Raw genomic sequence first — 24,576 nt, forward strand, 5'->3', positions numbered from 1 at the left:
GGTTGAGGGTTATGGAGGAACGCCAGCTTCATGAGGGGCAGTGCTGGCGCCAGCCGTATGGTTATTACTCCGGTGATCGCAGCGCGCTACGCGGTATTCAGAGCGCGGCGGCATGTTCTCCCAGGTATTCGGCTACACCTTCCGGGCTCGGCTTCATGCCCGCTTGTCCCGGTTTCCAGCCGGCCGGACAGACCTCTCCGTGACTTTCGTGGAATTGCAGCGCATCCACCATGCGCAACATCTCGTCCACATCGCGCCCGAGCGGCAGGTCATTGACTACTTCGTGGCGCACGATGCCACTTTTGTCTATAAGAAAGGAAGCCCTAAGGGCAACATGATCAGGATGGGCGATGCCATATGCATTCATGATTTCCCCCCCCACGTCGGACACGAGCGTGATGCCTACGGGGCCGATGCCGCCTTTGTCTATAGGCGTGTTCCGCCAGGCGTAGTGGGTAAACTGGGAATCTACCGACACGCCCACCACCTCTACGTTACGTTTATGGAAGTCTTCCACTCGGTGGGAATGGGCGAGAATTTCAGACGGGCAGACGAAGGTGAAATCCAGTGGATAAAAAAACAGTACAGCATATTTGCCTGAAATCGCAGTACGGAAGTTATAAGCCTCGCTAATGCTGCCATCGGGTAGAACGGCAGGCTTGGTAAAGTCGGGGGCGAAATGGGTGACGAGCACGGTCATCGGTTTTCTCCTAGGTGATTGATAAGGTCGCGATTATTAACAGGATCGCTTGCGCTGGCCCAGACAGCCTGGTGGCTCGCCCGGCATATTTCAGTAACTGCTGCATTTCATTTGTTGATGATCTGCCGAGCCTGAGCCTGGTTTATATCTTTTGTATCTGATCTGGAGTATTTATCCGGAGTAATATTATCTAACCAGTTTTTATAACGCGTGCACGACGCGTACATCTGTGCGGTATGCCGCATAAGAAGGCGTTTAGTGAAATTTTCCCGAAGGTGCCAGCGGAAAGCATCTTATACAGCCTGTGGAGCCTCATCACATAGCGGGGTCGGCGGCTGAGTCGGCAGATTCGGAGATATGGTATATCCAGTTATTCAGCAGGCTTCGAGCCGCATCAATAATTTCCGACGCGGTCATTCCCACCGGGCCGCCAAGCTGATCGAGCAGTGCATCGGCCGCGGCGCCGTGGAGGTAAACCGCCAGCAATAGCGCGTCTTGCGGATCTATATCCTGTGCCAGCAAGGCGCCGGTGATGCCAGACAATATATCTCCGGTTCCCGCACTGCTTAAGCCTGAATTGCCGCTGGTGTTGATGTAGCGCCTGCCATCGGGCATAGCGCAAATGCTGCCCGCGCCCTTTAACACCACGCAGCAGTTGAATTTTGCCGCCAGTTCCGCTGCGGCACCCATGCGGTCATTTTGAACCGTTGAGGTATCGGCGCCTAGCAGCCGTGCGGCTTCGGCCGGATGGGGTGTGAGAATGGAAGGGGCTGCGCGGTCCGCCAGTATGCTGGAGACTCTGGAATGGCTGGCAATGATATTCAAGGCATCAGCATCCAGTACCAGCGGGAGCTTTGATTCCAGCGCGCAACCAAGCCAAAGACGCGCGTTGGGCTCAGTTCCCAGTCCAGGGCCGACGACCAGGCAGTTTAAGTTTGCGAGCTTAAAAAGCTCCTCGATCGGGCGGAGCATCAATTCAGGCTGCGCCGTATCCACCTGGAGCGCATCGCCGACAATCGAGCCGAGATAAATGCGTCCTGCGCCGAGCTTCAGTGCCGCGCTCCCGGCGAGAATCGCCGCGCCGATCATTCCGGCAGCTCCGCCGACTATGCCAACGCTGCCGAACATGCCTTTGTGGCTGTTGGCAGGCCGGCACGGGGGCAGCAATTTTTGTGCGCCAGCCCGATCCATCATCCAGGCCCGGGCAGTTTTCAGGGCGGCCACATCCAGATCCAGGGTCCGCAAAAAAATGATCCCGCAATAGTCGGGGCCGTGCCCGGTAAGAAGCCCGGGTTTGAGGCCGATGAAGGTAACGGTCATCGCCGCTCGAATCGCCGCGCCGTGCACATTGCCGGTGTCGCTACCCAGGCCGCTGGGAATGTCGATCGCGAGTACGGGCAGATTCATGCGATTAATTGCGTTAACAAGCGCCAGATAGTTGCCCGTCAGGTCGCGCCCATCACGACGGTCCAGGCCGATACCGAACAGCCCGTCTATCACCGCATCCCACGCTTTATTTTTCGGTAGTTCAGAATGGATCTCACCGCCCGCTTGGAGCCAGGCATCCAGCGCTCGCTGCGCATCGGCGGAAAGCCCTGCGCGCTCGCCAGTAAATACCAGCGTGACCTTGAACCACCACGCGCGCAAATGACGTGCCGCCACGAACGCATCGCCGCCATTGTTGCCTGGCCCCGCCAGCACCAGCACGCTGACTCTGTCATGTGTGAGCAGCTTGTCGCGCGCGATTTCAGCCGCAGCCAGGCCAGCTTTTTCCATGAGAGCGGGCGGGCTGGGCAAACTGGCCGCGAGCTGCTCGATTTCACGGATCTCGGCGGTGGTGTAAATGGCGCTGGAGTGACTGGGGATGGATTTGCTCATGCCGTTCATTGATTAGGGAGAGCTTGCCTTCTCGTGTAAAATTGAGGTTTCAATCTTATCGAATATTTTGCCGATGCTTCTCCGGTTCCGCGGCGGCAACGCTCTTTCCCCGTTCCGCCTGGAAAAACTGGCGGACGCCCTTGCAACTGCCGTCCCACAAGTTTCCCATATTTACGCTGAATATTGGTATTTTTGCGCAGTAGCGGGAAATCTGCGGCAAGACGAAATTGCTATTCTTGAAGACCTGCTTGAGTGTAACCGCAGAGAAGATACCCCAGGCAGGGCGGCGAACCCAACAACAGGGTACTCGACCGACGGCGAATTGCTGTTGGTTCTGCCTCGACCCGGCACCATATCTCCGTGGTCAACCAAAGCTACGGATATCGCGCATCATTGCGGGCTGGGAGCAGTGGAGCGACTGGAGCGAGGCGTGGCATTTCATGTTCGGACGACAGATGGGATTCCCGCAGAATTACTTCCTGATGCCCGAGGTGCGCTCCTTGCACTGATACACGACCGTATGACCGAAGCGGTCTTTGGATCGTTCGACGATGCGGAACGGTTGTTTAGGCATTTCGCGCCTGTGCCGTTCAATACCATAGATGTGCTGGCTGGCGGGAGCGATGCGCTGCAAAAAGCCAACAGCGAAATGGGGCTTGCATTGTCGCCTGACGAAATCCACTATTTCGCGGCTTATTTTGTCCGTATCGGGCGCAACCCCACGGACGTGGAATTGATGATGTTTGCCCAGGCTAATTCTGAGCATTGTCGCCACAAGATTTTCAATGCCGGCTGGATTATTGATGGCGAGCCGCGCGCGACATCGCTGTTTTCGATGATACGCAATACCCACCAGCAGCATCCGCATGGCACCGTGGTTGCGTATGCCGATAATTCCGCCGTTATCGAGGGAGCGCGCATCTCCAGATTCTATCCCGGCGAGGGCAACGCATATGGTTATGCGGAGGAGCAAACGCACATCCTGATGAAAGTGGAAACCCACAATCATCCCACCGCGATTTCACCTTATCCGGGCGCCGCCACCGGGGTAGGAGGGGAAATTCGTGACGAGGGCGCCACCGGGCGGGGCGCGAAACCGAGGGCCGGACTCAGCGGATTCTCGGTTTCCAATTTGAACATTCCTGAATTTGCTCAGCCATGGGAAGCACATCCGAATTCCGGCACAGGCCGTTCCTATGGCAAACCGGAACGCATCGCATCACCGCTGCAAATCATGCTGGAAGGCCCCATAGGGGGTGCCGCATTCAGCAACGAGTTCGGGCGGCCCAACCTTGCGGGTTATTTTCGTACTTTCGAGGAGTTTGTCGCGGGTGAGATGCGCGGGTACCACAAACCCATCATGTTGGCGGGTGGCATCGGACACATTGCGGAGCAGCATGCGCTCAAGGAGATGTTTTCGGCCGGTGCGCTGCTGATTCACCTGGGTGGGCCGGGCATGCTGATCGGTCTCGGCGGCGGTGCCGCGTCCAGCATGGACACTGGCATAAACGCGGCGAATCTGGATTTTGATTCGGTACAGCGCGGCAATGCCGAAATGGAACGGCGCGCGCAGGAAGTTATCGACTTCTGCTGGCAAATGGAGAGGCGCGGCGAGCCCAACCCGATTCTTTCGATTCACGACGTCGGCGCCGGTGGGTTATCCAATGCGCTACCTGAATTGCTGCATGGCTCGGAACGCGGGGGCTGCATTAATTTGCGCGATATTCCATCCGAAGAGCCGGGCATGTCGCCCATGCAGATCTGGAGCAACGAGGCGCAGGAGCGCTACGTTCTTGCGATCAGATCTGATTCGCTGGAATTGTTCCGCGCAATTTGCGAGCGCGAACGCTGCCCTTTCGCCGTGGTTGGGCACGCTACGGCTCAAGAACAGCTAACCGTGGTTGACCCGGTATTCGAGAACCGGCCGGTCGATATGGATCTTTCGATACTTTTGGGCAAGCCGCCAAAAATGATCCGCGAGGCCACGCACATCGATAAGGCCAAGGCACTGAGGCCGTTCGAGATAACGGAACTGAGTCTGCGCGAGGCGGCTTACCGCGTGCTGCGGTTACCGGCGGTGGCAGACAAGACATTTCTCATCAGCATCGGTGATCGCAGCATTGGCGGGATGACAGCGCGCGACCAGATGGTGGGGCCATGGCAGGTTCCCGTTGCCGATGTGGCCGTCACGCTGATGGGTTATCGGACTTATTTGGGCGAAGCGTTTGCCGTGGGTGAACGCACCCCGGTGGCGCTGATTGACGCCGCCGCTTCGGCGCGCATGGCGGTGGCCGAGGCCGTTACCAATATCGCCGCTGCACTGATTGAGGATATTGGAGAAATAAAGCTTTCCGCCAATTGGATGGCCGCAGCGGGCCATCCGGGCGAAGACGCTGCCCTGTTTGATGCGGTGCATGCGGTTGGAATGGAATTATGCCCGCGGCTGGGAATCAGCATTCCAGTGGGAAAAGACTCGATGTCGATGAAAACCGTCTGGGAGGTGGAGCACGGCCAAAACGGCGAGAAAGAGAAAAAAGAGGTGATCGCGCCGTTGTCGCTGATTGTTTCTGCCTTTGCAAGGGTAGTGGATGCGCGCAAAACCCTTACACCTCAGTTGCACACGGATTGCGGCGAAACCGAGCTTATACTGATCGATTTGGGGATGGGCAGAAATCGGCTGGGCGGATCGGCGCTGGCCCAGGTTTACAAGCAGGTGGGTAACGAAGCGCCGGATTTGACAGGGCTGGAAGGTCCGGAAAAACTCAAAGGCTTTTTCGCTGCAATCCAGCGGTTGAATCGTGAAAACAAGGTTCTCGCTTATCACGACCGCTCCGATGGAGGCGTGTTTACGACATTATGCGAAATGGCTTTTGCAGGCCGCGTTGGCATAACGGCCAACCTCGATCAGTTGTGTTTTGATGCGTTGGCCAGCGATACCGATGGCAGCGAGTTGCGGCCGGAAGCGCTCGGCGGGAGATTTTTGAAACGTCTTCTCGCCGTCCTGTTCAATGAGGAATTGGGGGCGGTCATCCAGGTAAGGACAGATGATCATCATGACGTACTGAAAATCTTGTCCGACGAAGGCTTGCGCGACCTGAGCTTTGTCGTCGGTGGTCTTAATGACAAGGATGAAATCCGGTTTTTACGCAACAATAAGGCAATATTCGCCGAGAAGCGGGTTGACTTGCATCGCGCCTGGTCCGAAACCACCTATTGGATGCAAAAGCTGCGCGACAACCCAGAATGTGCACAACAGGAATACGAACGTCTGCTCGATACCGGAGATCCCGGCCTGCACGCCCGGCTGAGTTTCGACATGGATGCCGATGTCTGCGCGCCTTACATCAGTAAAGGTGCCAGGCCGCGTATCGCCATTTTGCGCGAACAGGGCGTGAACGGTCATGTGGAAATGGCTGCGGCATTCGATCGGGCGGGATTCACGGCAGCGGATGTGCACATGAGCGATATAATCGCCGGACGGGTTTCTCTGGGAGATTACAAGGGTTTCGCCGCTTGCGGCGGCTTTTCCTACGGTGACGTGCTCGGGGCGGGCAGAGGCTGGGCCAAATCAATTCTGTTTAACCGTCGGGCGCGCGACGAGTTTGAGGTTTTTTTCCAGCGGGCGGATACCTTCGCGCTGGGTGTCTGCAATGGTTGCCAGATGATGAGTAATTTGCATGAAATCATTCCAGGGGCTGAACACTGGCCCCGTTTCACGCGAAATAAATCGGAGCAGTTCGAGGCACGTTTTGTCATGGTAGAGGTTCCGCAAAGCCCATCACTATTTTTTGACGGCATGGCCGGAAGCCGAATGCCTGTTGCCGTTGCGCATGGGGAGGGTTATGCTCGGTTTGCTGATGAGTCACAGGTTGCGGCCATTTCTTCGCTGGTTGCGCTGCGCTTTGTAGATAACAGGGGCAAGCCCACCGAAACATACCCACTCAATCCCAGCGGTTCACCGCAAGGCATTGCCGGCGTGACCTCCCCGGATGGCCGCTTCAGCATACTTATGCCTCACCCCGAGCGGGGGTTTCGTGCGGTCCAGCATTCGTGGCACCCAGGCTGGCATGACGACGCGCCCTGGATGCGGATGTTCAGGAATGCGCGCAAATGGGTGGGCTGAGGTATGAACACCTGAGGTATGAATACAAAATGGAGGAGATTACGCTTGAGAGTTTTTCGGAGTTTCTTTGTCCCTGCAAACCTGCTTTTGATCCTTGTCCTTGTCTTGGATGCTTCCCTGAATATTGCCTCGGCGCAGGTAAAAGCCGATGGCAAGGAAAAGACAGCAATGGACTGTGTTCCAGTCGGTAACTGGGTCATACCCGGCGGGGGGCGCATAACCGACACCGATGTCATCGCTCGGGCCGCAAGGCGCTCCGTGGTGCTGCTGGGGGAAATGCATGACAACCCCGATCACCACCGCTGGCAATTGCAAATTCTGGCCGCGCTGCATGCAATGCACCCGAACATGGTCCTCGGTTTCGAGATGTTTCCTCGCCGTGTGCAGAAAGCACTCGATCAGTGGGTAGCAGGCGAACTTTCCGAGTCTCAGTTTCTGGCCGCATCGGACTGGAACGCTGTCTGGAGCACGGATGCAAATCTCTACCTGCCTTTATTCCATTTTGCACGCATGAACCGGATTCCCATGGTAGCGCTCAACATCGATACGCGTTTACGGCGGGCGGTTTCCGCGAAGGGCCTCGGCGGCATTCCGGAGAATGAACGGGAAGGCGTAACAGCCCCCGCTGCACCGAGCACAGCTTATCTTGATTACTTGTTGCCGATTTACGCCGAACACGAACGCGACGGTAGAAAAAAAGGCGATGCGGCCAAGGATGATCCGGATTTCCGCCGGTTCGTAGAAAGTCAGCAACTTTGGGACCGGGCAATGGCTCAGGCCATACAATCGGCGCTGGATCGGCCGGATCGGCCAAGTAAGCCTCTTGTGGTGGGAATCATGGGGTCGGGGCATATCAAACATGGTTATGGAGTTCCCCATCAATTGAAGGACCTGCGTATAACCGACGTCGGCACATTATTGCCCTGGAATAGTGGCAATTCATGTGGAACGCTCATTCCGGGGATAGCCGACTCGGTATTTGGTATTGCACCGGCGCTGGCTACCTCGCCTGAACCGCCACGGCAGCGTCTGGGTATCCGCTTCGAAATGGCTCAGGATGGCGGCGCTCGCGTGTTACAAGTGGAGAAAGGCAGTATTGCCGACGCTGCGGGCATCCGCGACAGTGACCTGATCACCGAAGCAGCAGGTGTGCCGATCAAGCGGCTGGATGATATCGTGAACATCGTCAAACGCCAGGCGCCCGGTACCTGGCTGCCGCTCAAGCTGAAACGCGGCGGCGAGACCATCGAGATTATCGCCAAGTTCCCGGCGGTGCCGAAATGATTTCCATGATGAAGCAGACAACGGGGTTACACGCCTTTTTTCCGAGGGTCTTCAGGGAAATGGGCGCCATGTTGTTTTTCATTCTTGCGAATCTCATCGCGACAAGTGTATCCGCGGCGTCTGGCGGGACGCCAGACGCCAGTGATGTACACGCCGAGGTCCAATATGACATCACCGTGCAGATTGATCCTGTGGGGCGGAAAATTGAAGGGCGCACCGTCATTACAGCCAACACGCCGGATGAGCTGACGCTGATGCTGGGCCGTCGGTTCGAAGTGATGCATGCACGGATCGATGGTTCGTCGTTGGGTCCGGCTGCAACCAGCGGAAATATGCGCGGGTGGCGAATCCACGGTGAACAGCAGATACCGCGCCGTATCGAAATGCATTGGCGCGGAGAGTTGGCACCGCTGGACGCTTCCCTTGATCACCAGCAGACGCTGGGCAGAAATGAACCGGCAAGCAGTGAAGCCGGTACGTTCCTGCCGGATTCCAGCGGCTGGTATCCGTATATCGCGGGCAAGCTTGCGAGCTACCGTGTAGCCATCGAGCTTCCAGCCGGGCAGCGGGGTATTGTTGCAGGCCGGCTTATCGAGGAATCCGAATCGGGCGAGCGATACCGGGCACGTTTTGAGTTTCCGTCCCCGACCGGCGGTATCGATCTGATGGCGGGGCCCTATACTGTCGAATCACGCGGGATGCGCGGGACTGGAGGTAAACCGATCCAGTTGCGCACTTATTTCCACCGGCAGATAGCGGATCTGGCACCGGCTTACCTTGATGCGGTGAAAGGCTATATCGAGCTCTACGAGTCATGGGTCGGCGAGTATCCCTTTACGGAATTCAGCGTGGTGTCGAGCCCGACCCCAACGGGTTTCGGCATGCCGACGCTCACTTATCTCGGGATCGAGGTATTGCGGCTGCCGTTCATCCGCGCCACGTCTCTGGGTCATGAGGTGCTCCACAACTGGTGGGGAAATGGGGTGTATCCCGATTATGCGCGTGGCAACTGGTCTGAGGGGCTTACCACGTTCATGGCCGACTATGCCTACAAGGAGCGCGAAAGCCCCGAAGCTGCCAGGGAAATGCGACGCGGATGGCTGCGCGACTTTGCCGCGCTGGCCCCCGGACAGGATGCTCCCCTGACCACCTTTACCTCGCGCACGCATGGGGCGACGCAAATTGTCGGCTACAATAAAGCGGCCATGGTGTTCCTGATGCTGCGCGACCTGCTCGGGCGCGATACCTTCGACCGGGCGCTCCATGCATTCTGGCGGGAGCAGCGTTTCCGCATTGCGTCCTGGGCGGATTTGCAGCGCGCGTTCGAAACAGTGTCGGGCCGGGATCTTCGCAGCTTCTTCGATCAGTGGCTCTCACGCCCCGGCGCACCTGCCCTGGTGCTCGCGGAAGCGAAACGTGCAAGATCAGACTCAGGCCATGTTATTACCGTCGCGCTTGAGCAAGGAACGCCCGCATACCGTTTGCGCGTGCCGGTGGCTATCCGCACAGAGGGAGGCGAGGAATTTCGCACGCTTGACCTGGAAAGCGCACGCCAGGTATTTACATTCGACGTCCATAATAAACCCCTTGAAGTGATCCTTGACCCCGATCTGCGATTATTCCGCCGTTTGAAATCTGACGAGGCGCCACCGATTCTGCGCCAGATCATGGTAGACCGGACCACAGTAACCGTTCTGCTTCCGGAAAGCGGCGAGGCGCGCAATGCCGCGGAGACACTTGCCACGAAGCTTCAGAACCGTGCGCCGAAATTGGTTGCGTCAGACAAGCTGCCGGCTGCACCGTCAGTAGTGATCGGATTGCGGGATCAGGTTGACGCATGGCTGGCAAAAAATAAATTGCCAGAGCGGCCTGAGATCGTTGCAGGCAAGGGTTCGGCCGAGGCCTGGACGTTGAGCCGCTCCGATGGTGTGACGCTTGCGGTGGTATCTGCGCGGGATGCCGCCTCGCTTGCGGCCCTGACGCGGCCTCTGCCACATTACGGGCGCCAGAGCTACGTCGTCTTCGAGGACGCAAAAATGATTGGCCGCGGCGCCTGGCCCACCCGGGCGCAAGCGGTGAAGATCGATTAGCGAATCTGAAACGGCTTGCGAAGCCGTCGCGAGGTACCTTGGCAATTCGCTCTATAACACAACCTAAACCGCGAGCATGGCAGGGCAGCGTTGAAGGAACTAATCAGCCCGCCGCATATCACAGAGAAGCCCGGTCAGTCGCCGGGCTTTCTTTTTTTCCCGACTTGAGAATGGGTTTTTTGTTAAAATGCTCCTAATTTCTTAATTTTTTGTTTCTTTTTGGAGTATTGAATGCCTGTCGAGAGAACGTTGTCCATCATAAAACCCGACGCGGTGGCAAAAAACATAATTGGTAAGATTTATTCCCGTTTTGAGGATAACGGCTTGAAAATAATTGCGGCACGCATGCTGCATCTTTCGCAGGCGGATGCGGAAGGTTTTTATGCTGTGCATCGCAGCCGGCCATTTTTTAATGATCTGGTGAAGTTCATGATTTCCGGACCGGTGGTGGTGCAGGTACTCGAGGGTGAAGACGCAATTAAAAAGAACCGCGATCTGATGGGTGCGACTGATCCCAAAAAGGCCGAGAAAGGAACGATTCGGGCTGATTTTGCCGACAGCATCGATGCCAACGCGGTACATGGGTCCGACGCTATAGAAACGGCGGCGGTCGAGATTGCCTATTTTTTCCCGTCGCTTAACATTTATTCCCGGTAAAGCGGATAATCGGCTCAACACCATGAGCGTCAATCTCCTCGATTTCGATGCGAAAGCACTCGTCGGTTTCTGTGCGGAAATCGGCGAAAAGCCGTTCCGTGCCCGACAGTTGCTGCGCTGGATACACCGGTTGGGCGAGGCGGATTTTGCCGGGATGAGTGATTTGGCCAAAGGACTGCGCGACAAGCTTTCGGTGACCGCCGTGATTGAGCCACCCCGGCTTATCGGAGCTCATACTGCCGCGGATGGCACACGGAAATGGCTACTGTCGGTAGGGGCTGGTAACGGCATAGAGACTGTCTTCATACCTGAAACCAGCCGCGGCACACTATGTGTTTCCAGTCAGGTCGGTTGTGCGCTGGCATGTACTTTCTGTTCCACCGGCCGGCAGGGATTCAACCGAAACCTGACGGTCGCGGAAATTATTGGCCAGCTGTGGTGGGCTAATAAAACGCTGGCGGAAGAGTTCGAGGGAGAGCCTGCCCGAGACCGTGCGGTCACCAACGTAGTCATGATGGGCATGGGCGAGCCACTGGCCAATTTTGAAAATGTCGTGACGGCGCTCGATCTGATGCTGGATGACAATGCCTATGGGCTTTCGCGGCGGCGTGTAACGGTGAGTACTTCCGGCCTGGTACCGGCAATGGATCGTCTGCGCGAGCGCTGCCCGGTGGCGCTGGCGGTATCTTTGCATGCTCCCAATGATGCTTTGCGCGATCAGCTGGTTCCCATTAACCGGAAATATCCGATCAAGGAGCTTCTGGCGGCCTGCAACCGTTATCTTCAAGCTGCGCCGCGGGATTTCATCACCTTTGAATATGTCATGCTGGATGGCGTCAATGACAGTATGGCGCATGCGCACGAATTGGTGAAGCTGGCGGCAGACGTACCCTGCAAGTTCAATCTGATTCCGTTCAATGCTTTTCCCGATTCCGGCTATAAACGTTCGTCACCCGACGCAGTGTGCCGCTTCAGGGATGTCCTCATGCGGGCCGGGCTGGTGACAACGGTGCGCAAAACTCGTGGTGATGATATTGACGCAGCTTGCGGTCAGCTTGCCGGAAAAGTGCTTGATAAGACCCGGCGGACAAGCCGCGCATTGATGAATGCTGCACGATGAGGCGGATCATATGAACCTCGCTTCAGCATTATTGCTGTTTTACGCATCTTACCTTTTGAGATCGATTTCCGGAACTTTGTCAAGCAGTACCTGTGCCATGCAATGAGGGGTTCAAGTCATGGATTCTTCTGATCACAACGGGGCCATTCATTCAGCGGGAGCAGGAGCGGCCCCGGCGGAAGAGGGTCCGGGCCAATTATTGCGTGCTGCGCGCTTGGAGCGCGGCTTGAGTATCGAGGATGTTGCACGGCAATTACGGCTATCCGTGCGACAGGTTACCGCGCTGGAGGAGGATGATTACAGCAAGCTTTCAAGCGCCACATTTTTGCGCGGATTCATCCGCAATTATGCCAAGCTGTTGCAGATGGACGCAAAGCCCTTGTTACAACGAATACAGGAGTCGCTTCCGCCGCCTCAAACGCAAACCATCTCGTATCAGAATGAAGGAATTCCATTTCCTTCCGGTCGAAATCGGGGGAAGCGCAACCTGATCATCGGTGCGGTGATCTTTATGGCGCTGTTACTGCTGATTTATGAAATTTACCGGGGCAATGAAGTCAATATGGAAAAGCGGCAAACGGATGTGAGAGCTGAAACCGGAACCCGGACTGAGCCATCTGACATAGCGGCGCCACAGTTTCAATCGTCGCCCGCAACCGCTACGAACCGCGTAGTCGAGGCTGACGTTCCGCCAGCGGCCAAAGCGGACGTGCCGCCTGCTAAGTGGGCCGAAGCTCCGGTAATTGAAAAAAAACCTGCTACCCCGCCTTCGGCGCAGCAAATCTCCCCATCTGCAACCGCTCCTAAACCAGCAATTGCCCTTCCGCCGAAATTAGCGAGTTCTGAACCGGAAAATGCAGCCATTGTACGGGAATTGGCGGATAACGGGGAGAATGTCATGCGTTTGTCATTTGAAGGCGATGCGTGGGTTGAAATCAAGGATAGCAGGGGCAAACTGCTTCTCTCGCGGATAAACCCTCGTGGTACCCAGCAAGTGGTGCACGGCAAGCCGCCATTCTCTCTAACGGTCGGCAACGCGGCCGAAGTGAAGCTGGTCTACAATAACAAGCCGGTTGACCTTGCGCCGTACACCAATGCGTATGGCGGAACGGCGCGTTTATCGCTCGAGTAATACTCCGAATAGTATTTCCACCTTTATACAACTCTCATACTTATTATGACTATGTCACAGAATGGTTTTCCGTCACGCAGGAACAGTGTCGGCGTGCGGGTAGGCAAGATCACTATTGGCGGCAGCGCGCCCGTGGTGGTGCAATCCATGACCAATACGGATACGGAAAATGAAGTTGCCACCGCGGTGCAGGTGGCGCAACTGGCGCGCGCGGGATCGGAGCTGGTGCGAATTACCGTCAATACCGCCGCAGCCGCCCAGGCGGTGCCAGCAATCCGCTCGCGCCTCGACGACATGGGCTGTGATGTGCCGCTGATCGGCGATTTTCATTTCAACGGTCACAAATTGGTCACCGAGTACCCCGATTGTGCGAAAGCCCTGGCTAAATACCGCATCAATCCGGGCAACGTGGGGCATGGCAAAAAACGCGACGAGCAATTTTCCATTCTGATTGATACCGCCTGCAAATATGACAAACCGGTGCGTATCGGGGTCAACTGGGGCAGTCTTGACCCCGAGCTTCTGGTGCGCATGATGGACGAGAATGCACGTTCCAGCGATCCCAAGGATGCATCGGTTGTGATGCGCGAGGCACTGATTACCTCTGCGCTGCAAAGCGCAGCCAGGGCGGAAGAGATCGGATTGGGGCGCGATAAGATCATATTGTCCTGCAAGATGAGCGGCGTAAGAGACCTGATCTCTGTTTATCGTGACCTCGCGGCGCAGTGTGATTATGCACTGCATCTCGGACTGACCGAAGCAGGCATGGGATCCAAGGGAATCGTTGCTTCTACCGCCGCATTATCTGTGCTGCTTCTTCAAGGCATAGGGGATACCATCCGTATATCACTGACTCCTGAACCTGGCGGGGATCGTGCACGCGAGGTGATCGTGGCGCAGGAGATCCTGCAAACCACGGGGTTGCGCGCCTTTGTACCGCTGGTGGCGGCATGCCCGGGCTGCGGGCGCACCACCAGCACATATTTCCAGGAGCTTGCGGAAAGTATTCAGGGCTACGTTCGCGATCAGATGCTGGTATGGCGTGAACAATACGATGGCGTGGAAAACATGACTTTGGCGGTGATGGGATGTGTGGTCAATGGTCCAGGCGAAAGCAAGCATGCCAACATCGGCATCAGTCTGCCCGGATCGGGAGAGAGGCCGGTGGCGCCTGTATTCGTGGATGGGCAAAAATCCGTAACCTTGAAAGGCGATAACATCGCAGGGGAGTTTCGCCAGATTGTAGATGAATATGTGCAGATGAAATACCCGAAGAAATCAGTGCAATGACCACCCGCACCATACAGGCCATTCGCGGGATGAACGACATCCTGCCTGATCAGATACACCTTTGGGAGTTTTTCGAGCAGACTGTGCGTGACTGGATGGCCGCCTATGGTTACCGCAACATACGCATGCCGATTGTCGAGCAGACCGATTTATTCGTGCGCTCGATCGGTGCGGTGACCGATATTGTCGAGAAAGAGATGTATTCCTTTCTGGATAGTCTCAATGGCGACAGTTTGACACTACGTCCGGAAGGAACCGCGTCGTGTGTGCGCGCAGTATTGGAACACAATCTGCTCTATGCGGGACCACAAAGGCTGTACTATTCCGGTCCGATGTTTCGCCACGAGCGTCCGCAAAAAGGCCGATACCGGCAGTTCAGTCAGGTCGGCGTCGAAGCGCTGGGATTTGCCGGCCCGGACATCGATGCCGAGCTCATTGTCATGTGCGCCGAATTATGGAAAAAGTTGGGTATTTTCGATGTACGTCTGGAAATAGGCACGCTTGGCAGTGCTGCATCACGCTCCTTGCACCGGACGCGCTTGATTGCATACCTGGAGCAGCACCTGGGAAAACTGGATGACGATGCCGGTAGAAGGCTGCACAGTAATCCATTACGAATACTCGACAGCAAAAACCCCGAAATGAGGGAAATCATCGAGGGCGCTCCACGGTTGCTGGATGACCTGGATGAGGATTCACTGGCGCATTTCGAGGAATTGCAGCGGATTCTTCGTGATCAGGAAATAGACTTTGATATCAATCCGAGACTCGTGAGAGGATTGGATTATTATAATCGCACGGTATTCGAATGGGTGACGGGCAAGCTCGGTGCCCAAGGCACGGTATGTGCGGGCGGCCGTTATGACGGATTGGTGGAACAAATAGGCGGTAAACCCTCGCCCGCATGCGGCTTTGCCATGGGGGTGGAGCGTGTGCTGGCACTGATGGTGGAATGCGGCGGCGAGATTGCGCATCCAGTGCCCGATGCTTATGTTATCCATCAGGGTGAGCTTGCGGATGGGTTCGCGTGGAAGACAGCCAGGCATTTACGGGACGGAGGGTTGAAAACGATTCTGCATTGCGGTAACGGTGGCTTCAAGGCTCAAATGAAAAAAGCCGATGCCAGTGGAGCACGCTTTGCCGTCATTATCGGTGATGATGAAGCCCAAGCCGGTGAGATCAGCATCAAGCCGTTGCGTGAAGCGGCCGCGCAGGTAAGGGTCGGGTTGGCGGAAGCCGCGGATTTGCTCAAGAGAGCATAACTGAATTTTTAGGAACTGAAATGGCCGTATACGATCTGGAAGAGCAGGAAAAAATAGATACGCTGAAATCCTGGTGGAATACCTATGGCACCCTGGTGACCGTGTTGGTGGCGGCTTTTGCCGCAGGTATAGCGGGCGTCCAGGCTTGGAATTACTATCAGAAGCAGAAGACCGAACAGGCTGCGGAACTGTATGATTCAGTGCTTCAGGTCCAGGGAAGCGGAGATCCCAAGAAGATCGGCGATGCGGCTCGGCTGCTTATGGAGGGTTTTCCCTCCAGCGGATACGCGGCGCGTGCAGCGCTCATCTCGGCCCGCGCGAATTTCGATAATGGTGACCTGCAAAATGCCAAAAGCCGCCTGCAATGGATTCTAGATAACAGCAAGGAAGATGAGTTGAAAGATCTTGTACGGTTGCGGCTGGCAGGCGTTTTGCTGGATGAGAAAAAATACCCTGAAGCGCTGAGCCTGCTGGAAACCCGGCATGGCGAATCTTTCGACAGCCTCTATGCTGATCTCAAAGGCGACATCCTCAGCGCGACGGGCAAGATTGCCGAAGCCCGCGCTGCCTACCAGACTGCACTCGACAAAATGGGCGTAAAAGGCACCTATCACAATATCGTTCAAATGAAGCTCGATGCCCTCCAAACTGCCGGATAGGCGGCTGCTTTCCCAGCTCAGTTGACAACTACATTGCTCCCGAAGACGCCGGCCAGAGTGTTCCTGAAGATTATACGTCCTATCCGTCGCCATCTTCTGCTGCTTGCTTCATCATTCATGCTTTCCGCGTGTGCGGGTACAGTTGAAATGGTGCGGGATGTGGCAAGAACGCTGGCGGATATCGATCTGGGGGGAGTTGCTGACGTCTTCGGTTGGCAAACTGTCGAGATGAGTCCGGAACAAGCCGCCCAACTGAGCATAATCCCGGGCGCACGCCCATTGTGGCAGAACCTCATCGATGAAAGTCAGGCGGGGGCATTCTCGCCGGTATTCGACAATGGGGCGGTATATGGTACCGGGGTGAACGGTCGCGTTGTGCGGTTCGATGCGGCGTCTGGCCGCGAAACTGCCAGTGTCGATACCCAGCGGGTGCTTTCGGGAGGCATAGGCGCTGGGGACGGGATGCTGCTCGTGGCGACATTCAAGGGTGAAGTTCTAGCATTTGATGAGAAGACTGGGAAGGCCCTATGGACGGCACAGGTGTCCAGCGAGGTGCTCAGTCCGCCGCGGGCCGAAGGTGGCATGGTAGTGGTTCGCGCCGGGGATGGAAGAATTTTTAGCCTGGATGCTGCGACCGGTAAGCGCAAATGGGTATATCAGGGCGCTACGCCGTCACTGACGGTGCGGAATTTCGGCGGAGTCCTGATCTCGCGCGGAATGGTATTTGCCGGATTTGCCGGGGGAAAGCTGATAGCCATCAATTTGAGCAATGGCAGCGTAACCTGGGAGGCTGTCGTTTCGCGACCGCGCGGCGCCACGGAATTGGAGCGAATCACCGATGTTACCAGTTTGCCGGTCATGGATGAGCACCAGATATGCGCTGTAGCGTATCAGGGACGCGTCGCCTGCTTTGATATTGCGACCGGCAACCAGATTTGGGCGCGGGACGTATCCAGCAATGCCGGTCTGGCGATGGATAATCACTATGTTTATGTCAGCGAAGAGCGTGGCGCGATCGTGGCTTACGACAAAAATGACGGTACCAGCGTCTGGAGACAGGAAATGCTCAGCGGGGTTAAACTGTCTCCGCCGCTTGTTCGAGATAATCGTATCGTCGTGGCCGATTCTCAAGGGTACGTGAATCTCATCAGAAACAGCGATGGCGTTATCGTTGGCCGATCAGCCACCGACGGCAGCGCAATCATCACCCGTCCGGTCCCTCTGCCCGATGGTTTTGTGGTACAAACCCGGAAAGGCGGACTTTACGCGCTCAGCACAGAAACAACGGGAGTATTGCCGCCGCCCGGTGTGCTACCGGCCGCAGCGCAATCCCCACAGCTCCAGTATCTCTGCTCGTTGGTTCCATTCTGCAAGCCATGAAAAGCGGATTGTACCCATTCAGCATATAGCCGAGACCTGGAAAAGATCCATTCACAGCGAGAATGTGGAATGGGATGATCCCGCTGGGGATGCACGGCCTCGGCAATGCGGTCGGTGCAACCCCGCCGTTGCCCGATCTCCGCTTAGCGGCCCGTCGGCCAACGGTTCGGGCGCCGCTGCGTCGCACTCTTTCGCATCGTAGACCTGGCTACGACCTGCATCGGGCGCCTTATGGTGTTCCTGATCTTACCAGCAACGCCCTCTGCGGAGGACTCTGTTCCGAGGTTCCCTAAATCATGAAACCCGCTCTTGTACTGGTCGGCCGCCCCAATGTTGGCAAATCCACACTTTTTAACCGGCTGACCCGCAGCCGGGACGCCATTGTCGCGGATATACCGGGTTTGACGCGAGACCGGCATTACGGACAAGGCAGATTGGGCGACAAGCCTTACCTGGTGGTCGATACCGGGGGCTTCGAGCCAATGGTTACCGAGGGCATTCTGCATAAAATGGCCGAGCAGACACGACAGGCCATCGATGAGGCAGACATGGTGCTCTTCATTGTCGATGGTAGAACAGGATTAACGCCCCACGATAAAATCATCGCCGGTCAGTTGCGTAAAACAGGGCGAAAAATTATTCTGGTGGTAAACAAGACGGAGGGAATGACATCCTCTGCCGTGACTGCCGAATTTCACGAACTGGGCCTGGGTGACCCCTGTGCGATTTCCGCCGCGCATGGCGACAATGTCAATGACCTGGTGGAATTGGCGCTAGCGAATTTTACCTTGCCGCATGAAAACGAGGAAATAGAGAATCATCCGAAAATTGCTATCGTGGGCCGCCCCAACGTTGGCAAATCAACATTGGTAAATACGCTGCTGGGAGAGGAACGCGTCATTGCGTTTGATCAGCCTGGCACCACCCGTGACAGTATTTATATTGACTTCGATCGTAATGGTCGCCATTACACGCTCATTGACACTGCAGGCCTGCGCCGCCAAGGGAAAGTGATTGAAACCGCCGAGAAGTTCTCGGTGATAAAAACCCTCCAGGCAATAGAGGATGCTAACGTGGTCGTACTGGTGCTGGACGCCAAAAACGAAATTTCTGACCAGGATGCGCACATTGCCGGTTTCATTCTGGAGGCCGGGCGGGCATTGGTTCTGGCAGTCAACAAATGGGACGGGTTAGAGGATTACCAGCGGGACACCATCAAAAGCGCTATCGCCCGAAAGCTATCCTTCCTGCTGAATTTCGCGAAGGTCCATTACATTTCGGCGCTGTATGGCACTGGTATGAAGGGAATATTGCCATCTATCAATGCCGCTTATGCTGCTGCGATGGCGCGCCTGCCGACCCCGAAGCTCACCCGGGCGTTGCTGGCAGCGGTAGAGAAGCAGCAGCCGCCACGTGCCGGGGTATCGCGCCCCAAGCTGCGCTATGCGCATCAGGGTGGCTCCAACCCGCCGTTGATCATAATTCATGGGAACGGCCTCGATCGAGTACCGCAAACGTATCAGCGCTATCTCGAAAATATGTTCCGGGAAAGCTTCCAGCTCGAGGGAACTCCCTTAAGGGTTGAGTTCAGGACGGGGAGCAATCCCTATGCGGAAAAGCGCCCGGCGCCACTCAGTGAAGCTGAAGCGGAACGCGCCCACCGTCGCCGCAGGTATGGGCGGAAAAAATACGGTTGAGGAACTTCCGAACAGGCCCCACGGGTGGGTTTCTTTACGCGACTGGCGAAGCCCTGCCGAAATCCAGCTCCACTGAGCTGCAGGTGGAAACTGTTCAGGTACCAAGGGGTTACGTCCTGTCGGGGGTATGTCCTATTGGGGCACCTGTTTATCGGGAAGAATGTATGAATTGGTCATTTCGAGGGCTTGGTTCGGACTCCATCTCTACCAAAAGTGAATGAGCGCCTTGTGCACCAGATTCTTAAAGAATGCCTGACTGCCTTACAAATAGTAGAAGCGGTGGCTAGTGCAATACCCTCGGCACACTCAGGATAAATTCGGGAATGGGCGCATCAAAGCGCAAACCATCTTCAGCCACCATCTGGTAGCTTCCTTTCATCGATCCAACAGGCGTGGAAATGGCAGTGCCACTTGTATACTCGAAGCTGTCGCCAGGTTTTAGCAGCGGCTGCTCACCGACCACCCCTAGTCCTCGGACTTCCTGTATGCCGCCGCTTCCATCCGCAATTATCCAGTGGCGGCTGATAAGCTGTGCCGGAACTGTGCCAATGTTAACAATTACGATCGTGTAGGCGAACACATAACGATCCAGCGCCTCATCCGATTGCTCAGGCAGATAGATAGTTTGGACCTTTACAGCGATTTCATATTTTTTTGTTTCAGCCATAATCGCATTGCACACTATTTTTTGAATCACGGCAAGCGCGGCGTCTACAAAAATGGAATCCACGCAGGCCGGCACAACCTGGCAAGGTTGTAGACGTGCTTTTGTTATGGGCCGCTGTCGAGGTTAACGCATGCTGTGAAATAAGAACAATCATTGGCATTGTTCTCTGAGAGCGACGAACGCGAAGCCACCCTTTGCAATGAACGGATTAAAAAATCCAGCCAGTCAAAGACCTTGTTTCTGAGGAGGCTTGTATTTTTTTGGAGCTTCTGCTAGGTTTGAATGGAAATTCAGCACGACGCACGACATTGCCAGCGGTCCGCGCGGCAGCACATGCGATGAGCAAACAATAGGACCGAATTAAAGGGCTAAGCAAGGAGAAATCGCCATGTCATCGCAAGACGGTATTGCCGTGGTTCGTCGCAACACGGAGGAGGTTCAGGGCGGCGGGAACTTCGAGCTGTTCGACGAGCTTTTCGCCCCGGATTTCATCGATCATACGCCCCAGCCGGGCGGCTTTACCCCGGATCGCGACGGCGCCCGAAATTTATATCGCACGCTGCGCGCCGCATTTCCTGATTTTGGCGCGGAGATCCATTGGCAAATTTCCGACGGTGACCGTGTCACAACGTAGAAAACATACCACGGCACGCACAAGGGCGTGTTCTGGGGATTGGCACCGACCGGGCGGAAAATTCACTTTGAGACGGTAGACGTCATGCGCGTTCGCAACGGTAAAATCACCGACCACTGGGGAGTCGCGAATCTCTTTTCCCTCCTGCAGCAACTCGGGCTGGCCCCCGCCATGCTGACCCCTGCAAGAAACGATGCTGAAGGCAATAACGCCTGACCAAACACGATCCAAACTGCTTGTGGACGAAATGGGCCCTGTTTACCGGCGGTTCGCGCAGTATAGGTGCCAGCCATCCCGAAGTGACCCGCGGCCGATGTGCTGCGTTAGCGTTCATCTATGGCGCATCGCCGGGCAACGCCGATGAAGTCGTCCGTGCCGTCGAGGCTGCAGGTGGGGAAGCGCTGGCGGTGCGTGCTGATTCGGGCGACCCGCCTGCTGTAAACGCGGCCGTAACCGAGACCGAGCGGTCTTCGGCCGCCTTGACATCCTTGTGAACAGCGCCCCAGTGGCCATTATCAAGCCCGTGGCTGATGTTTCTCACGAAGACCTCGATCGCATCATTGCGGTCAACATCAGGGCGTATTCGCCGCTACGCAAGAGGCTCCGCACCATACGGGGAAGGCGGGCGCATCATCAACCCCAACAGATACTGACATGAACCCGGACTCTGGAGCATGTGCCCATGCTTCTCTGTCATCGTGAGTTCGGCACCGTCATTTACGACGCCGCAGCAAAACCCGGAGGTTCTTAACGCGACGCGTCCATTTGCGGTTAAAATAGAGGTTTTTGATAATTTCGAAAAATAAGGAAGTCTTTCATGGTCAAATATCGCATCGCGCCGAGCATTCTTTCCGCAAACTTTGCCAAGCTGGGCGAGGAAATCACTGCTGTGATCGATTCTGGGGCGGATTTTATCCATTTTGATGTGATGGATAATCACTACGTGCCGAATCTAACCATCGGACCGCTTGTCTGCGAGGCCATTCGCCCCCTGACCGACGCGATTATCGATGTACACCTGATGGTGGAACCTGTGGACCGCATTGTTCCCGACTTCGCCAAGGCCGGGGCCAACATCATCTCCTTCCACCCGGAAGCAACCCGGCATATCGATCGTACTATCGGGCTCATCAAGGAGCAGGGGTGCAAGGCTGGTCTGGTATTCAATCCGGCTACGCCCCTTAATTATCTCGATCATGTGCTGGATAAGCTGGACCTGGTGCTGATCATGTCGGTCAACCCCGGGTTCGGCGGGCAAAAATTCATCCCTGAAGCGTTGCCAAAACTCAAAGCGGTGCGCAAACGCATTGACGAAATAGGCAAGGATATCTTGCTGGAAATTGACGGTGGGGTGAAAGTCGATAACATCGCCGAAATTGCTCGGGCGGGAGCCGACACCTTTGTTGCGGGTTCAGCTATTTACGGCGCGGGCAGAGATAGCGATCCCCATCGTTATGACAGTATCGTGGCGGCCTTGCGGGCGGAACTGGCCAAGGTTTAATCAAGTCTTCTTAAGAATTGGAACCAGTGTGAACAAGAGCGTTTCTCACCCCGATGCGGCTGTGGTTGAAATAGACTTTCCTCTATCGGTTAAGGCCGTTATGATCGACCTGGACGGCACGCTCCTCGATACGGCCAGAGATCTTGCCGAGGCGGCCAACATGATGCTGCGGGAACTGGGCAAAGCCGAGCTGCCGCTCGAAACCATACAGTCTTATATCGGCAAGGGCATACAGAAACTGGTCAAGCGCACACTCAGTGGTGCTCTTGACGGGGAGCCCGAGGCGGAATTATTCCGAAGAGCAATGCCGATATACGAACGGGACTATGCGAAAACGCTGTGCATCAACACCCAACCTTATCCGGGCGTATTGGAGGGGCTGGTTGCTTTGCGGGAAAACGGTTTTCGCCTAGCCTGCGTGACCAATAAGGCGGAGGCCTTTACTCTGCCTTTGCTTCGCCACACCGGTCTGCTGGGTTACTTCGACATCGTTCTTTCAGGCGATAGCCTGCCCAAAAAGAAACCCGACCCGATGCCCTTGCTTCATGCCTGTGGACACTTCGGCATCGCACCGCATGAAATGCTGCTGATTGGCGATTCTCTCAACGATGCCCAGGCGGCACGTGCGGCCGGTTGCCGTATTTTCTGCGTACCCTATGGTTACAATGAAGGTCGGGATGTGCGTGAACTCGACTGCGACGCTATCGTTTCCTCCCTCTATCAGGCAACAAAGCTGATCCAGAAATCCTCATGACAACAGTCATAGCTTCAGGAAATCCGGAAATGAAGAGATACATGATCGAAGCCCTGCGCACTTGGCGCTGGGGGCCCGATCGATGGTGTGCGTGACACGACGCTGCCGTATTTTTTCTATTTCCGTTTTTTGGAGTTGAATCATGACCGAAGCCGAATTCAAGGCTCTTGCGGCGCAGGGATACAACCGTATCCCCATGGTGCTGGAGACATTTGCAGATCTCGACACCCCGCTGTCCGTTTATCTCAAGCTTGCCAACAGGGCTTTTTCTTATCTGCTTGAATCCGTGCAGGGCGGTGAGCGCTTCGGGCGCTACTCGTTTATCGGCTTGCCCGCCGTGACTCGTATTGAGGTACGGGGTAAGCACATTAACCTTGTCAAAGGCATAGACCGGCAAGACATCGAGGCAGGCGATCCGCTCGCTTTCATAGAATCCTATTTATCGCGTTTCAAGGCTTCGCCATATCCCGGCTTGCCGCGCTTCTGCGGCGGCCTCGTGGGTTATTTTGGTTACGACGTGGTTCGGTACATCGAAAGCAGGCTTGCTGGTCAAGCCGGTCCTGATACGCTGGCTACGCCCGACATACTATTGCTGCTATCCGAAGAACTGGCGGTGGTGGATAACCTGTCCGGCAAGCTCTATCTTGTTGTTTATGCCGACCCAGGCATGGACGATGCATACCTTGCTGCAAAAAAGCGCCTGAAAGAACTGCTGGCGAGCCTGCGCAAGCCCGTGGAAATCCCCGTTGAAGGGCCGTGCAAGCCGGGTGAGGCTATCACCGAATTCCACGAAAGCGATTTCATCGCGGCGGTGGAGCGCGCCAAGCGCTATATCTTCGATGGGGATATCATGCAGGTCGTGCTTTCGCAACGGACCAGCAAGCCTTATGGCGCTTCTCCATTAGCTCTATACCGCGCGCTGCGCAGCCTTAACCCTTCGCCATACATGTTTTATTACCACTTTGGCGATTTCCACGTCGTGGGTGCCTCGCCGGAGATTCTGGTGCGCCTGGAAGGCGAGACGGTGACCGTGCGCCCTATTGCGGGCACTCGGCCCCGCGGAAAAACCGTATCGGAAGACGCGTCACTGGCGGCCGACCTGCTGGCCGATCCAAAAGAACGCGCCGAGCACCTCATGTTGATGGATCTGGGGCGCAATGATGTGGGCCGCGTGGCGCAGACCGGTACAGTGGCGGTTACGGAGAATATGCAGATCGAACATTATTCCCACGTGATGCACATCGTATCCAACGTGGACGGCAAGCTCAAACCCGGCCTGAAAGCAATGGACGTACTGCGCGCCACTTTTCCTGCAGGCACCGTCAGTGGCGCTCCCAAGGTAAGGGCAATGGAAATCATTGATGAACTGGAAGTATCCAAGCGCGGTATCTATGCCGGCGCCGTCGGATATCTTGGATTCAACGGCGACATGGATCTGGCAATCGCTATCCGTACCGGTATCGTCAAAGAAAATAGGCTGCACGTGCAGGCCGGCGCTGGCATCGTTGCCGATTCCATACCGCACAATGAATGGATCGAAACCCGTAACAAGGCCAGGGCCTTGTTACGGGCCGCCGAAATCGCCGAGAGCGGGCTGGACAGTAGAGTGGAGTAAGGAATTGTCGGTTTGTGAATACAATTCGCTCATGGAATATATAGGGGATATATGATCAGCGAAGTCGCCGGCCAGGTTGCCCTGGAAGCCAACCGGGGGGGACGTCAAGGACGCCAACTGGGCTGCAACCAGG

At 56.0% G+C, this 24,576-nt stretch carries 19 protein-coding genes and 1 pseudogene; 17 read left to right on the forward strand and 3 right to left on the reverse strand.

All coding sequences use genetic code 11. The features are described 5' to 3' along the window. Positions 1-97: 97 nt before the first annotated feature. Together BMX00_RS01255 and BMX00_RS01260 are read right to left on the reverse strand one after the other, a co-directional pair. Complete coding sequence (locus tag BMX00_RS01255; protein ID WP_090826189.1) at positions 98-700, reverse strand: peroxiredoxin; 603 nt, start codon at positions 698-700, stop codon at positions 98-100. Positions 701-1,015: 315 nt separating this feature from the next. Beyond that, positions 1,016-2,578, reverse strand: coding sequence for an NAD(P)H-hydrate dehydratase (locus BMX00_RS01260; protein WP_425433852.1), 1,563 nt, complete (start codon positions 2,576-2,578; stop codon positions 1,016-1,018). 73 nt (positions 2,579-2,651) lie between these two features. On the opposite strand from BMX00_RS01260, the gene purL reads away from it, so the two are divergent. From purL to der, 11 genes are all read left to right on the forward strand, one after another. Continuing rightward, positions 2,652-6,701, forward strand: a complete 4,050-nt coding sequence (gene purL / locus BMX00_RS01265) for a phosphoribosylformylglycinamidine synthase (RefSeq protein ID WP_090826195.1) — start codon at positions 2,652-2,654, stop codon at positions 6,699-6,701. A gap of 45 nt (positions 6,702-6,746) precedes the next feature. After that, positions 6,747-7,985, forward strand: a complete 1,239-nt coding sequence (locus BMX00_RS01270) for a ChaN family lipoprotein (RefSeq protein WP_245727493.1) — start codon at positions 6,747-6,749, stop codon at positions 7,983-7,985. 68 nt (positions 7,986-8,053) lie between these two features. Then, positions 8,054-10,075, forward strand: coding sequence for a M1 family metallopeptidase (locus BMX00_RS01275; protein ID WP_245727495.1), 2,022 nt, complete (start codon positions 8,054-8,056; stop codon positions 10,073-10,075). 231 nt (positions 10,076-10,306) lie between these two features. Next, positions 10,307-10,732 (forward strand): nucleoside-diphosphate kinase, encoded by a 426-nt coding sequence (ndk, locus tag BMX00_RS01280; RefSeq protein WP_090826200.1) that lies wholly within the window; start codon positions 10,307-10,309, stop codon positions 10,730-10,732. Positions 10,733-10,754: 22 nt separating this feature from the next. Further along, complete coding sequence (gene rlmN / locus BMX00_RS01285; RefSeq protein ID WP_090826203.1) at positions 10,755-11,852, forward strand: dual-specificity RNA methyltransferase RlmN; 1,098 nt, start codon at positions 10,755-10,757, stop codon at positions 11,850-11,852. Between the two features lie 118 nt (positions 11,853-11,970). Further along, positions 11,971-12,984, forward strand: a complete 1,014-nt coding sequence (locus tag BMX00_RS01290; RefSeq protein WP_090826205.1) for a RodZ domain-containing protein — start codon at positions 11,971-11,973, stop codon at positions 12,982-12,984. A gap of 51 nt (positions 12,985-13,035) precedes the next feature. Then, complete coding sequence (gene ispG, locus BMX00_RS01295) at positions 13,036-14,274, forward strand: flavodoxin-dependent (E)-4-hydroxy-3-methylbut-2-enyl-diphosphate synthase (RefSeq protein ID WP_090826842.1); 1,239 nt, start codon at positions 13,036-13,038, stop codon at positions 14,272-14,274. After that, positions 14,271-15,536, forward strand: coding sequence for a histidine--tRNA ligase (gene hisS / locus BMX00_RS01300; protein ID WP_090826208.1), 1,266 nt, complete (start codon positions 14,271-14,273; stop codon positions 15,534-15,536). The genes ispG and hisS overlap by 4 nt, the downstream gene beginning before the upstream one ends. A 20-nt stretch (positions 15,537-15,556) precedes the next feature. Beyond that, complete coding sequence (locus tag BMX00_RS01305; protein ID WP_090826211.1) at positions 15,557-16,195, forward strand: tetratricopeptide repeat protein; 639 nt, start codon at positions 15,557-15,559, stop codon at positions 16,193-16,195. A gap of 57 nt (positions 16,196-16,252) precedes the next feature. Then, positions 16,253-17,575, forward strand: coding sequence for an outer membrane protein assembly factor BamB (gene bamB, locus BMX00_RS01310; RefSeq protein WP_245727502.1), 1,323 nt, complete (start codon positions 16,253-16,255; stop codon positions 17,573-17,575). A 296-nt stretch (positions 17,576-17,871) separates the two neighbouring features. Next, complete coding sequence (gene der / locus BMX00_RS01320) at positions 17,872-19,272, forward strand: ribosome biogenesis GTPase Der (RefSeq protein ID WP_090826217.1); 1,401 nt, start codon at positions 17,872-17,874, stop codon at positions 19,270-19,272. 283 nt (positions 19,273-19,555) lie between these two features. On the opposite strand, the gene apaG is transcribed toward der, so the two are convergent. After that, on the reverse strand, positions 19,556-19,939 hold the full coding sequence (gene apaG, locus BMX00_RS01325; RefSeq protein WP_090826846.1) for a Co2+/Mg2+ efflux protein ApaG: 384 nt from the start codon (positions 19,937-19,939) through the stop codon (positions 19,556-19,558). A gap of 388 nt (positions 19,940-20,327) precedes the next feature. On the opposite strand from apaG, the pseudogene BMX00_RS14790 reads away from it, so the two are divergent. From BMX00_RS14790 to trpE, 6 genes and pseudogenes are all read left to right on the forward strand, one after another. Next, positions 20,328-20,789: pseudogene (locus tag BMX00_RS14790) on the forward strand (ester cyclase). Between the two features lie 20 nt (positions 20,790-20,809). Then, positions 20,810-21,067: an SDR family oxidoreductase gene (locus BMX00_RS01335; RefSeq protein WP_090826220.1), complete on the forward strand. Its 258-nt coding sequence runs from the start codon at positions 20,810-20,812 to the stop codon at positions 21,065-21,067. Beyond that, positions 21,064-21,231 carry a hypothetical protein gene (locus tag BMX00_RS14480; protein ID WP_177171732.1) on the forward strand — a complete coding sequence of 56 codons (168 nt, stop codon included), beginning with the start codon at positions 21,064-21,066 and terminating at the stop codon, positions 21,229-21,231. The genes BMX00_RS01335 and BMX00_RS14480 overlap by 4 nt, the downstream gene beginning before the upstream one ends. A 159-nt stretch (positions 21,232-21,390) precedes the next feature. Further along, a complete protein-coding gene (rpe, locus tag BMX00_RS01340) occupies positions 21,391-22,074 on the forward strand; it encodes a ribulose-phosphate 3-epimerase (protein WP_090826223.1) in 684 nt (227 codons plus the stop codon). A 28-nt stretch (positions 22,075-22,102) separates the two neighbouring features. Continuing rightward, positions 22,103-22,828: a phosphoglycolate phosphatase gene (locus tag BMX00_RS01345; RefSeq protein ID WP_281245886.1), complete on the forward strand. Its 726-nt coding sequence runs from the start codon at positions 22,103-22,105 to the stop codon at positions 22,826-22,828. 142 nt (positions 22,829-22,970) lie between these two features. After that, positions 22,971-24,443 carry an anthranilate synthase component I gene (trpE, locus tag BMX00_RS01350; protein ID WP_090826229.1) on the forward strand — a complete coding sequence of 491 codons (1,473 nt, stop codon included), beginning with the start codon at positions 22,971-22,973 and terminating at the stop codon, positions 24,441-24,443. The last annotated feature ends 133 nt before the right edge of the window (positions 24,444-24,576 follow it).

The organism is Nitrosovibrio tenuis (genome assembly GCF_900109785.1).
GTDB classification, from domain to species: domain Bacteria; phylum Pseudomonadota; class Gammaproteobacteria; order Burkholderiales; family Nitrosomonadaceae; genus Nitrosospira; species Nitrosospira tenuis_A.

What these genes read in the sequence shown, in the direction of transcription:
- rpe (WP_090826223.1), top strand. Translation starts at nt 21,391, where the DNA reads ATGGTCAAATATCGCATCGCGCCGAGCATTCTTTCCGCAAACTTTGCC.
- apaG (WP_090826846.1), bottom strand. Translation starts at nt 19,939, where the DNA reads ATGGCTGAAACAAAAAAATATGAAATCGCTGTAAAGGTCCAAACTATC.
- der (WP_090826217.1), top strand. Translation starts at nt 17,872, where the DNA reads ATGAAACCCGCTCTTGTACTGGTCGGCCGCCCCAATGTTGGCAAATCC.
- BMX00_RS01305 (WP_090826211.1), top strand. Translation starts at nt 15,557, where the DNA reads ATGGCCGTATACGATCTGGAAGAGCAGGAAAAAATAGATACGCTGAAA.
- ndk (WP_090826200.1), top strand. Translation starts at nt 10,307, where the DNA reads ATGCCTGTCGAGAGAACGTTGTCCATCATAAAACCCGACGCGGTGGCA.
- trpE (WP_090826229.1), top strand. Translation starts at nt 22,971, where the DNA reads ATGACCGAAGCCGAATTCAAGGCTCTTGCGGCGCAGGGATACAACCGT.
- BMX00_RS01290 (WP_090826205.1), top strand. Translation starts at nt 11,971, where the DNA reads ATGGATTCTTCTGATCACAACGGGGCCATTCATTCAGCGGGAGCAGGA.
- rlmN (WP_090826203.1), top strand. Translation starts at nt 10,755, where the DNA reads ATGAGCGTCAATCTCCTCGATTTCGATGCGAAAGCACTCGTCGGTTTC.
- BMX00_RS01275 (WP_245727495.1), top strand. Translation starts at nt 8,054, where the DNA reads ATGTTGTTTTTCATTCTTGCGAATCTCATCGCGACAAGTGTATCCGCG.
- hisS (WP_090826208.1), top strand. Translation starts at nt 14,271, where the DNA reads ATGACCACCCGCACCATACAGGCCATTCGCGGGATGAACGACATCCTG.
- BMX00_RS01260 (WP_425433852.1), bottom strand. Translation starts at nt 2,578, where the DNA reads ATGAGCAAATCCATCCCCAGTCACTCCAGCGCCATTTACACCACCGCC.
- ispG (WP_090826842.1), top strand. Translation starts at nt 13,036, where the DNA reads ATGTCACAGAATGGTTTTCCGTCACGCAGGAACAGTGTCGGCGTGCGG.
- purL (WP_090826195.1), top strand. Translation starts at nt 2,652, where the DNA reads ATGCTTCTCCGGTTCCGCGGCGGCAACGCTCTTTCCCCGTTCCGCCTG.
- BMX00_RS01255 (WP_090826189.1), bottom strand. Translation starts at nt 700, where the DNA reads ATGACCGTGCTCGTCACCCATTTCGCCCCCGACTTTACCAAGCCTGCC.